The organism is Caulobacter sp. D5 (genome assembly GCF_003185805.1).
Classification (GTDB): domain Bacteria; phylum Pseudomonadota; class Alphaproteobacteria; order Caulobacterales; family Caulobacteraceae; genus Caulobacter.
The window spans coordinates 46,190-55,594 of record NZ_QHJY01000026.1 but is presented as its reverse complement, the minus strand read 5'-3'; the positions used below and the strand labels follow the sequence as shown (position 1 = coordinate 55,594).

11 protein-coding genes are annotated in these 9,405 nt (G+C 68.2%); 3 read left to right on the top strand and 8 right to left on the bottom strand.

Annotated features, from left to right (window positions below; translation table 11 throughout):
* Positions 1-1,437: Ig-like domain-containing protein (locus DMC18_RS02275; RefSeq protein WP_158285839.1), on the bottom strand; the 1,437-nt coding region annotated here is incomplete at its 3' end.
* A gap of 234 nt (positions 1,438-1,671) precedes the next feature.
* Positions 1,672-1,836, bottom strand: coding sequence for a hypothetical protein (locus tag DMC18_RS25830; RefSeq protein ID WP_158285838.1), 165 nt, complete (start codon positions 1,834-1,836; stop codon positions 1,672-1,674).
* Positions 1,837-2,273: 437 nt separating this feature from the next.
* On the opposite strand from DMC18_RS25830, the gene DMC18_RS02265 reads away from it, so the two are divergent.
* A complete protein-coding gene (locus DMC18_RS02265) occupies positions 2,274-2,993 on the top strand; it encodes a hypothetical protein (RefSeq protein WP_110121554.1) in 720 nt (239 codons plus the stop codon).
* A 35-nt stretch (positions 2,994-3,028) separates the two neighbouring features.
* Here the strand turns inward: DMC18_RS02265 and DMC18_RS02260 are convergent, their stop codons facing one another.
* A complete protein-coding gene (locus DMC18_RS02260) occupies positions 3,029-3,718 on the bottom strand; it encodes a DUF6118 family protein (RefSeq protein ID WP_110121598.1) in 690 nt (229 codons plus the stop codon).
* Between the two features lie 9 nt (positions 3,719-3,727).
* Entirely contained in the window at positions 3,728-6,586 is a 2,859-nt protein-coding gene (gene traA, locus DMC18_RS02255) for a Ti-type conjugative transfer relaxase TraA (RefSeq protein ID WP_110121555.1), read from the bottom strand.
* 172 nt (positions 6,587-6,758) lie between these two features.
* On the opposite strand from traA, the gene DMC18_RS02250 reads away from it, so the two are divergent.
* Positions 6,759-7,040, top strand: a complete 282-nt coding sequence (locus DMC18_RS02250) for a conjugal transfer protein TraD (protein ID WP_110121556.1) — start codon at positions 6,759-6,761, stop codon at positions 7,038-7,040.
* A 73-nt stretch (positions 7,041-7,113) separates the two neighbouring features.
* Positions 7,114-7,344, top strand: coding sequence for a conjugal transfer protein TraD (locus DMC18_RS02245; RefSeq protein ID WP_233248041.1), 231 nt, complete (start codon positions 7,114-7,116; stop codon positions 7,342-7,344).
* Between the two features lie 282 nt (positions 7,345-7,626).
* Here DMC18_RS02245 and DMC18_RS02240 read toward each other — a convergent pair whose 3' ends face one another.
* The 4 genes from DMC18_RS02240 to DMC18_RS02225 are packed head-to-tail and all read right to left on the bottom strand — an operon-like array spanning position 7,627 to position 9,344.
* Positions 7,627-8,124: a hypothetical protein gene (locus DMC18_RS02240; RefSeq protein ID WP_110121558.1), complete on the bottom strand. Its 498-nt coding sequence runs from the start codon at positions 8,122-8,124 to the stop codon at positions 7,627-7,629.
* Positions 8,117-8,458: a sigma factor-like helix-turn-helix DNA-binding protein gene (locus DMC18_RS02235; protein ID WP_110121559.1), complete on the bottom strand. Its 342-nt coding sequence runs from the start codon at positions 8,456-8,458 to the stop codon at positions 8,117-8,119. Before DMC18_RS02235 ends, DMC18_RS02240 begins: the two co-directional genes overlap by 8 nt.
* A complete protein-coding gene (locus DMC18_RS02230; RefSeq protein WP_110121560.1) occupies positions 8,455-8,919 on the bottom strand; it encodes a hypothetical protein in 465 nt (154 codons plus the stop codon). Before DMC18_RS02230 ends, DMC18_RS02235 begins: the two co-directional genes overlap by 4 nt.
* Positions 8,916-9,344: a hypothetical protein gene (locus DMC18_RS02225; RefSeq protein ID WP_233245347.1), complete on the bottom strand. Its 429-nt coding sequence runs from the start codon at positions 9,342-9,344 to the stop codon at positions 8,916-8,918. The genes DMC18_RS02230 and DMC18_RS02225 overlap by 4 nt, the downstream gene beginning before the upstream one ends.
* Positions 9,345-9,405 lie beyond the last annotated feature (61 nt).

Below are 9,405 nucleotides of genomic sequence, written 5' to 3'. Positions count from 1 at the left end.
GGTGAAGCTGTCGGCGCCGTAGTAGTCGCTGGTCGGCGTATAGGTCGCCGTCGTGCCGCTTATCGACACCGTTCCGTGAGCCGGGGCCGAGGCCGAAAGGCTGGCATAGACCCCGCTCGGGGCCAGGGTGATGGCCTTGGGCGTGTTGTAGGCCGTCGAGGCCGACATCGCCGCGACAGTCGGCGCGGCAGGCGCGGGCACCGTCAGGCTGACCGTCGCCGCCGCGCTCGTCCCGCCGGGACCCGTGGCCGTGTAGGTGAAGGCGTCAGCCCCGTAGTAGCCGTTGGTCGGAGTGTAGTTCGCGGTCGTCCCGGCCAGCGTGACCGAGCCGTGCGAGGGCTGGGCTCCGATCGCCAGGGTCGTGTAGAGACCCGACGGCGAAAGCGTTATGGCTTTCAACGTGTTGTAGCTGGTCGTCGCAGAAACGGCGGCGACCGTCGGCGGCGTCGGCGCTGCGATGGTAATGTCAACGCGACGGTTGGCCGACGTGCCGCCCACATTGGTGAGATTGTAGGCGAAGGCGTCCGCGCCGCTCACGCCTGTGTTGGCGGTGTAGAGACTGTTCCAGCCGCCGTTCGCCCAGGTCCAGGCCGCCAGCTTGCCCAGCGACGGCTGGCTTACGTAGAGCGACGTCCCGGCGTCGGCGGGAATGAAGATGTTGACCGTGCTGTTGTAGGCTAGCGCAAAGTTCAGGTCCGACGGCGTGGGCGCGGGGGGCGTGCTGATCGTCACGCTGACGACGGCCGGCCGGCTCTCCCCGCCCGGCCCGACGGCCTTGTAAGTGAAGCTGTCCGCGCCATAGCTGCCCGACGAGGGCGAATAGGTCGCCGTCACGCCGCTGATCGAGGCGGCGCCCTTCGTGGGGGCGGCGACCACCTGGAGCTGGCTGTAGGCGCCCGTGGGATAGAGCGTGATCTGCTTGGGCGTGTTGTAGGCGACTGACGCGGTTACGGCGCGGGCGCCGGGCGCCGACGGTGTAGCCACGGTGACGCTGACGACCGCGGGCGCGCTCTGACCGCCAGGGCCGATGGCCCGGTAGCTGAAGCTGTCGACGCCGATGTAGCCGGCGTTGGGGGTATAGGTGGCGACCTCGCCGCCAAGGGAAACCACGCCCTTGGTGGGCGCGGAGACGATGGCGAGGCTGGTGTAGTTTCCCGCCGGAGCCAAAGCAATCGGCGTCGGCGTGTTGAAGACCGCGCTCGCCGAAATCGGCAACGCGTTGGGCGCAGTCGAGGCGGGCGAGGCGCTAAGCTGGGTACGATTGCCAGCCTTGTCATAAGCATAGGCGACAGCTGCACCGTTCGGATAGAGCACGGCGACCACACGGCCGGCGGCGTCGTAGCGATAGAGGACGCCCGTAGAGGTCTGCGCGACTGCGCCGGCAGCAAAGCTCGACACCATCAAACCGGCCAAGCCCAGGCCGCCAACGCCACGCATCGTAGACGCCAAAGCGGCCGCGCCGAACGCGCGCCCCAAACTGCAATACATAGCCGCCCCCAGCGCGTACGAGCGCCACACACAACTGGGGATAATCAATTAGTCCAGAAAGCGTCAATATGGCAAAGCTTGTCGGCGATCGATATGTTTTGAAATGCACCGCCACTTGGTCATCTCGGTGATCGGCGAGCCACCTGAATCTCGCCCACAGCCTGCGCAATTGCCGCGCAAAGCCTACCGGGAGCGCAGACGCTTTACGAACCGTGCTGTAACGCAAGGCCGCGTCAGCAAGTCGGTCACACCCGACAACAGACCTGCCATCACGAGCCTGATCGTCCCGCCCAGCAGGGCGATCAGCACGGCCCGCGCCATACGGCCGATCGCTTCGATACGGCGCATGGCCGCCTCCTCTTCAAGGCGCCCGCTGCGCAGCCAAACGAGAATCCTTTAGAGACGCGGGCCTCGCCGACACCGGACGCGACCACGCCTAGCGGTCGCCGCGGCCGGACGTCTCGTCCTCGCGACTGTGGCGGTGTCGGCGAGATGGCGCAGCAGTGCCTGGGCGGCGGCCAAGAGCAGGGTCACGCACATGAAAAGCATTACCCGCGCCACCAGCGCGTCGACTGAGGCGAACCGCTCGACGGTGCGCGAGGGTCGCGACGAAAAACGCCGATGATGATCTTACGGACCAGCGCGCGTTGCTCCCACACACAAGAACTTCCGAACAGGTCCTCAATCATATAAGCCCGGCGCGCAACCAGTGGTTACTCGCCTTGAGCTTCACTCCAAACGCTCGCGCCCCTCGAAAACTTAATAGGCGCGACGCCCTGGCGTTAATGACGTCCGTCGCATTGCACGCGGTTCTGCTGCTGGCGATATTCGGCCGGCCGGGAGGCGAACTGGCCGCCGCCGGCGGCGGCGAGGCCGAAGGGCCGGTCGAACCCTACGTGGCGGTGGAACTTTCCGGCCGCGCGGGCGCCGAGCAGCCTGATCCGGCCCAGACCCACGCGGCCCAGGTGGCGCAGTTGCTGGCCAGGCTCCGCCAGGCCGATCCCGCAATCGCTATCCCTCTCTCTCAAGACCAGTCGCGCGTCAGCGCGCGCAGCTTGCTCGATGCAGTGGAAGCGGCCCGCGCCGAACGCAGCCACGGCGACGCCGAAGGTGTCGGCGAGGGAAAGGTAGAGCGCGACGACGGAGGGCAAGGCGCGGGACGGAACCGCGACGGCCAAGTCGCCCAGCCCTCAGCCGGCCCGCGGTCATCAGCGCCGACCAGCGGCAAGGGCGCCGGTGCGGGCGGCCTATTCGGCTTCGTTGAGCCGTGCTGGAAGAAGCTGCCCGGACGCTCGGGTGTCGCGGTGAGGCTGGAGGTCATTTTGGACGCAGGAGGCCAGATCGCCAGCCCACCAAAAATCTTGCGGCCCGACAACGCCCGCCCCAGCGACGCGCGGCTGATCGCTGAAGCTCGCGCCATCGCGGCGCTTACCAACTGCCTGCCCTACACCGGCGCAGGCCGTCTCTCCGGACGGCCGCAGATCGTCGATTTTCCCACGCTGTGATTGCAAAGCCGACATTGCCAGCAGACCGCCTAGTCTCATAGCGCTAGTCTGGTTACGCAAGACCGTTTGGACTTGGATGCTGCAGCGCGCTTAGCGCATACGGCAAGTGCCTGACGGTTCTGGGCAACGATCCGCCCACCTATTCGACTGTCGCGCCATCTCCCAGCGTCGGCGGTCTGTAGCAACCGCTCGCCCGCCGACCACAGATCCCGCCGCAGGACATGCGCCGCCCTCTTCTCCGGCCACGCCCACCGCTCGGGCGCCGCCCGCGCCACGACATTAGGCAGCAAGACGCCGAGAACGGCCCCGACCAGCAACCCAGCCACCGCTGCCTGCACCAACCGCCAGTTCTGAACGCTCGCCAGCCGCGCCCGATCGACCCACGCGTCGAGATCACCCGTCGCCCGCCGCAGACCCTCCTGCGCTTGGTTGAGCGTCGCCCGGTCCTGCCGCCGCGCCTCCTCGCCCGCCGCCGCGATCTGTCGCGCCACCTCCGCAGGGCTGAGCGCCAAGGCCGGACTGGCCATCACTTTCCCCAGCCGCGCCCCCACCACCGACAAGCCTTTATAAATCTCACCCAACGTCTCGCTGTAATCGGGCGCCGCCGCCCGCTCGGCCGCCAGCCCCGCCACCGCGACGTTCAGCAACGCCACCTCCCGCCGCAGCGCCTCGAACGCCGCCGCGGCCGGATCGCCCTGCGCCTCTGATCCGATCTCGTGCTCCATCATCGCCTCCTAGATGCCAAGCCCGCGCCCTCGGCCGATGCCGAGGCATTCGATCAGCCCTTGCCTGACGCTGCGCCCCATCTCCGGCGGCAGGCCAAGCTCGGCCCGCCGGCCGCGAAGCAGCGACTCCACCTGCGGATCGCGCTGCAGGCTCTTGGCCATGTCGCCCAGGCGCGCCTTGACCTGGCCCGCGCCGCTCATGTCGCCAACGCGATGTAGCGCCGTGCGCTGCCGCTCCAGGCCCTGCCAACGCTCCACGAACCGATCGGCCCGCAAACGCGGATCGGCCCGCACCTCGGCCTCCAGCTGCAGAACCCGGATGGCCCGCTGCGTGCGCCCTGCGGCGGTCTCGCCGGCCATGGCCGGATCGCGGACATAGGCCCGCTCCAGATCCTTGGCGGCGTGCGGACTGATCTTCCCCAGCGCCTGTCGCGCCTCCTCCAGCGCCCTCCGCTGGTGGGCCAGGACCGGCAGACCGCGCTCGTCCATCCGCATGACGTCGACCGCGGCGCGCGCATGGCGCTCGATCGCGCGATGCTGGTCGAACTGGCCAACGCCCCGCGCCGCCGCCGCCGGCTCCCGCACCGGGCTAGCCGGCTTGAAGCCGGCGAACATCCCGCGCTCGCGCTGCGGCGGCGCCTTCGGTCGCACCGACGCCGGCACGTGGATGTCGCGGCGCTCCGCGAAATCGCTGGCCATGTCCTTGGCCCGCTCGCGCGAGAGGACTCGGGTCAGCTTGCCCAGATCCTCGAACTCGTCGCGGCCGTAGTGGATCTGCACGCTGTCGCGGTGACGCGAGAGAGCGACATAGGCGCCGTGGCGATCCAAACCGGGCGTCGCCAGCACATGGGCGCGGTCAACCGTGACGCCCTGGCTCTTATGGATGGTGGCCGCATAGCCGTGATCGACTTGGGCGTAGTCCTTCAGGTCAAAGACGACCGATCGCCCGACGTCGAGCCGCACGCTCATCTGCGTCGGCGAGACCTGTTCGATCTCCCCAAGCATGCCGTTCTTCACGCCCAGCCCGCGATCGTTCTTCAGGAACATCAGCCGGTCGCCGGTGGCGAACGCCCGCTCGCCCCGCTCGGCCTTGACCGTCACGTCCTCGCCTAAGGCGCCGGCCTGACGCAGGCGCTCGCGGGCCGTCAGATTGAGATCGCGCACCTCATCGTTGGTGTGGGTGAGGATAATCCGGCTCTTGTCCGGCTCGGCGACCCGATGGCGATCCCAGCGCTCGACCAGGTCCTCGCGCGCCTGGTCGCGGGTCTGCGCGGCGTGGACCATGCCCCGCGCCTCGTAGGCCGCGAGCGCCTCGCCCGTCCGACCGGTGGCCAGATGCCGCGTGGCGTCGCGCTGCCAGTCCTCATGCTGGCGACGGACCTGAGTAATCTCGACGTGGCTATGACGCTCGGCAATCGAGCGGAACGCCGCGCCGGCCTCGATGGCCTGGAGCTGCTCGGGATCGCCGACCAGCACCACTTTGGCCCCGGCCTTCTCGGCGGTCGACAGCAAGCGCTCCATCTGCCGCGAGCCGATCATGCCGGCCTCGTCGATCACCAGCACGTCGCGCGCGTCGAGCAACTCGCGATCCTGCTTCCATTGATGCTCAAGGCTGGCGATGGTGCGCGAGACGATGCCCGATCCCCCTTCCAGGTTCTCGGCGGCGATGCCCGACAGCGCCAGGCCCTGGACGCGGTAGCCGGCGTCCTCCCAGGCCTCCCGCGCCACGCCCAAGAGCGCCGACTTGCCCGTGCCGGCATAGCCGACGATGACCCCCAGATCCCGACCTTCGGTGACGTGCTCGAACGCCGCCCTCTGCTCGCCGGAAAGGACAAGCCCCCGCTCGCCTGCCTGCGCCAAGGCGCGCCGCTGTTGCAGCTGACTGACTTCGTGCGCCCCGCGCTGGGCCATCAACTCACTGGCGCGATGCAGCCGATCCTCGACGGCGAGCATCTCGCGGCTGGTGAAGCGATCCTGGCCGTGGCCGTCCTGGCCCAGCGCCACCATCTCGGGCGAGGCCTGCACCGCGCTCATGGCGCGATCGAACTGCTCCTTGCCGTCCGAGTGGCGGTGAATGAACTTGGCCAGATCCTGGCGGGTGAACGTCGCTTGCTGGTGGGTGATTGCGTCCAGCGCGATGCGCGGATCGGCGATGATCTTGTCGCCATTCTCCCGCGCGATCCGCCGATGATCTTCGAGCCGTTCGGCCTCCAGGCCCTCGCCGGCCATACGCCCGGCCGCGGGGCCGATCTTGTTCTGCGGCTCAAGCTCGATGCCCTGGTCTTCCAGGCTGCGGTGATCGATCCGCGCGTCGATGTCGAGCGAGGCGAGCCGCTCATTGACGTGGTCGGCCCAGGCTTCTCGCCAGTGCTCGACCAGTTCGGTGCGGTTCCAGTCGCGGACCTTGGCGCCGAAGCCCTCCTCGCCAACTTCGCGCATCGACAACATGACGTGGGCGTGCGGTTTCGCCAGGCCATCAGGGCCGATGTCCCAATGCACATTGAGATCGGCGACCATGCCGCGATCGACCATCTCGCGCTGGACGAAGTCGCGGGCCAAGGCGATGCCTTGGACCTGGTCCATCTCGCGGGGGATGGCAAACTCGACCTCGCGCGAGAGCTGGGCGTCCTTGCGCTTTTCGCCGGCCTCGACGGTGTTCCACAGCGTGGCTTGGTCGGAAAGCTGCTCGGGCGCTCCGTCCGGCAGCATCACTTCGGAATGGACGACGCCGCTCTTGCCGGTGAAGTCATGGTCGCGATCGAGCCGCTCGTCGTGCAGCCGGCTGGCGGAGCGATAGGCGGCCGAGGCCACGGCGCTGGCCCCGCTGGCGCGGCTGATGACTTTGACGCTGAAGTGGTAGATCGCCATGGCGACAGACCACTTACCCCCTCAAGCGCACGTCGGCACGACGTATAAGCGCGCCCTCCAAGATTAAAATCTCGGGAGGGACCGGGCCGTCCCAGTCTGCTCCGGCGACCTTACAGCATTCCAGGGCCCGCTGTTTTATCCTGAGCGCATTCCGCAATCGAAGGAGACTGCGATGCGCAAACCCCGTGACTTCGATGCAGAGCTCAAGAGCCTCGAAGACAAGGCCAAGACGCTGAAGGATCGCAAGGTCAGGCAGCTTGGCGAGCTGGTGATCGCCACCGGCGCCGACGCCTTCGACGTCGAGACCCTGGCCGGCGGGCTGCTGGGTCTCACCGACGCTGGAGACGACGCGCGCAAGCAAGCCTGGAGGAAGCGCGGCGCGGAGTTCTTTCGCGGCGGCAAGGGCGAGCCCGCACGTTCGGACGCTGCGCCAGGCGCTGGCGGCGACCAATGAGGCAGAGCGGCGCACAACAGCCGCGCGCCATCGCCTGGAAGCCCGGCGCGCCCGGCTCGACACGCGGGCCTGGGTGGTGAAGCGGCGTGAGCGGATCCGTCACCTGATCGAACTGGGCGGCCTCGTGCAAAAGGCCGGCCTCGTTGATCTCACCCGCGACGATCGCGCCGCGCTCTACGGCGCCTTCCTGACCTTAGCGGCGATGCTCAAGGGCGCTGATGCCGAGCACACCCTGGCGCTCTGGCGGCGCGGCGGGAAGCGGGCGTTTGAGGCGGAGGCCGAGGCCAAGAACGGCCAGGGCTGAGGCCGATCCCCATCACGGGCGCCGACCGCCCTCCCCTCGGAGACCATACGCCCTGGATCGCATGGTGGAACAAGGGCCGGACGGGCTGGCGCGCGTCAAGGGTGCGCGCCCTTGGGCGCGCATCGCGGAGCGACGGCGAAGCCGCCCTTGACCCGCACCATCCCGCCCGGCAGACGCTCTCCAAGCGCTCCAGGGCGAGCACCGACCGTTCCGGTCCTGGCTCCCGCCACGGGAGAGGAAGCCGGCGGCGCGGAGGGTAGTCGACACACCGGGGGGGAAGACCTAGCCGCCGCAGGTCGGCGTCCCACAGTTGGGACAACGGGTGATGCGCAGGTCTACCATCGCCGACTTGAAGAGGTCATAGCCGTCGCCCTGCTGGTGGATCATCACCTGCAGCGCCACCTCCAGCTTGGCGACCGCGCCCTTCAATTCGGAGGACCGCAACACGGCCAGCCCGTCGAGCCAGTCGCGCTGACGATCGAACAACGGCTTTAGCTCCTCGTCGATGGCGTCCATCTCCTCGGTGGGAGACAGCGCCACCCGCTCCTCGGGCGTCATGCGCTCCCAGCGCTTCTGCTCGACGAGAATGGTTTCCAGATCCGACCATCGAGAAAGCAGACGGCCGATCTCGGCGTCGAGCGCCAGCCATTCGGCGCAGCGCGTAACGACCGGGCTCACCGCAGCCGCACCGACATTGGCGCCGGCCATCACGGGCGCGGCGCTGGCGGCGCCGATGACGACGCGGCGAGAGATCGGCAAAGGCCCCTTGTCCTTAGGCATCGAAAAGCTCCGAACTGGGCGGTGAGCGTGGGGCGGGCCGGCTGCGCTCGATCAGGTCGACCGTGCGAGAAACCTCGACCAACGCGCGCGCCAAATGCGCCTGGACCTCGCCGACCGACAGGCCCATGTGGCGGGCGATGAAGCCGTAATCGAGCGCCTTGACGGCATTGAGCAGGAAGACGTCGCGCGTCCGCGTCGGCAGCCGCATCACCGCATAGGACATCACCTGTCCGGCATTGTGCGGGTCGAAGGTTCGGCCGCGCCACAGACTTGGATGCCGCCAGCGCCACCACTGGCTCGAGCTCAGGGGCCACAAAAATCGAAGGGGAGTCATCGGCGATCTCCCCCGCCATCGGCCTCACCCCAGGTCGCGGCAGCTTCGACGGCGTCGATCAGCGTCCGCACGATCTGGCAGGCCTGCGCCCAGTTCGCCGCCGCGATGCTCTCCGCCGGCATGCGCGCGATGGTGTGGGTTTGGTAGAATGGACTTAACAGCGCGGCGAGATCCGCAAGCCCGGCGGGCTCAATCCGGAAGCCCGCCCGCCTGGCCGACCTCAGCGCTTTCACGAGGTCGTGGCGGATTTGGATCCGGTTCCAGTCGTCGGTGATGCCACGGTCGAGCAGATAGGCCTTGAGCGCCAGTTCGATAGCGATGGCAAGGTGATAGCGCGTTCCTTCGGGATGGCGCTCCAGCGCGTGCTCGGCTGACAGATGGAAGCTCGCGGCGTTGCGCCGGAATGTCGCCGCGAGCGGGCGGTCAGCGCCGTCGCGCCTACGGGGCCCGCTGCAAGTCATTTGCCACAGAAGGCGGCCAGATCGCGCGCGGCCCGCGTGATCAGCCCGTGCGCTTCTGGCTCGTCTTCCTCAAAAATTAGGCGGGACGCCACCATCAGGTTGGCGATCACTGCCTCGATGCTGGCGGCCGGCGTCGGACGCATGGCCTTCAGCAACGCGAGCCTCTCGACCTGAAGCACGTCGAGGCGAGCGTCGATCTCGCTAAGTCTCACGCCCTTGGGGATCGCCGCCTGCTCTTCCGGCGAAAGTCGATACCAATTCATCTTCCGCATCAGCCAGCCTTCGAGCCGGCTCCACTCACTGAGGAGGCGCCGCTGCTCGGTGTCGGCTGCAAGCCAGCGCTGACAGAGCGCCACGGCTGGATCGGCCTGTGCCGCAGGAACCGGCAAGCCTGCCGTCAGTGGCGTAATCGCGCCACCTGCCATCACGGCCCGCCTGGAGAGTTGATCCAGACGCGCGGGCGTAGGCCCCGCCTTTCGACGTGAC

Excerpts from the sequence above, each read along its gene's own strand:
- DMC18_RS02240 (WP_110121558.1), bottom strand. The coding sequence starts at position 8,124 with ATGCCTAAGGACAAGGGGCCTTTGCCGATCTCTCGCCGCGTCGTCATC.
- DMC18_RS02260 (WP_110121598.1), bottom strand. The coding sequence starts at position 3,718 with ATGGAGCACGAGATCGGATCAGAGGCGCAGGGCGATCCGGCCGCGGCG.
- DMC18_RS02225 (WP_233245347.1), bottom strand. The coding sequence starts at position 9,344 with ATGGCAGGTGGCGCGATTACGCCACTGACGGCAGGCTTGCCGGTTCCT.
- traA (WP_110121555.1), bottom strand. The coding sequence starts at position 6,586 with ATGGCGATCTACCACTTCAGCGTCAAAGTCATCAGCCGCGCCAGCGGG.
- DMC18_RS02235 (WP_110121559.1), bottom strand. The coding sequence starts at position 8,458 with ATGACTCCCCTTCGATTTTTGTGGCCCCTGAGCTCGAGCCAGTGGTGG.
- DMC18_RS02250 (WP_110121556.1), top strand. The coding sequence starts at position 6,759 with ATGCGCAAACCCCGTGACTTCGATGCAGAGCTCAAGAGCCTCGAAGAC.
- DMC18_RS02230 (WP_110121560.1), bottom strand. The coding sequence starts at position 8,919 with ATGACTTGCAGCGGGCCCCGTAGGCGCGACGGCGCTGACCGCCCGCTC.
- DMC18_RS02265 (WP_110121554.1), top strand. The coding sequence starts at position 2,274 with ATGACGTCCGTCGCATTGCACGCGGTTCTGCTGCTGGCGATATTCGGC.
- DMC18_RS25830 (WP_158285838.1), bottom strand. The coding sequence starts at position 1,836 with ATGCGCCGTATCGAAGCGATCGGCCGTATGGCGCGGGCCGTGCTGATC.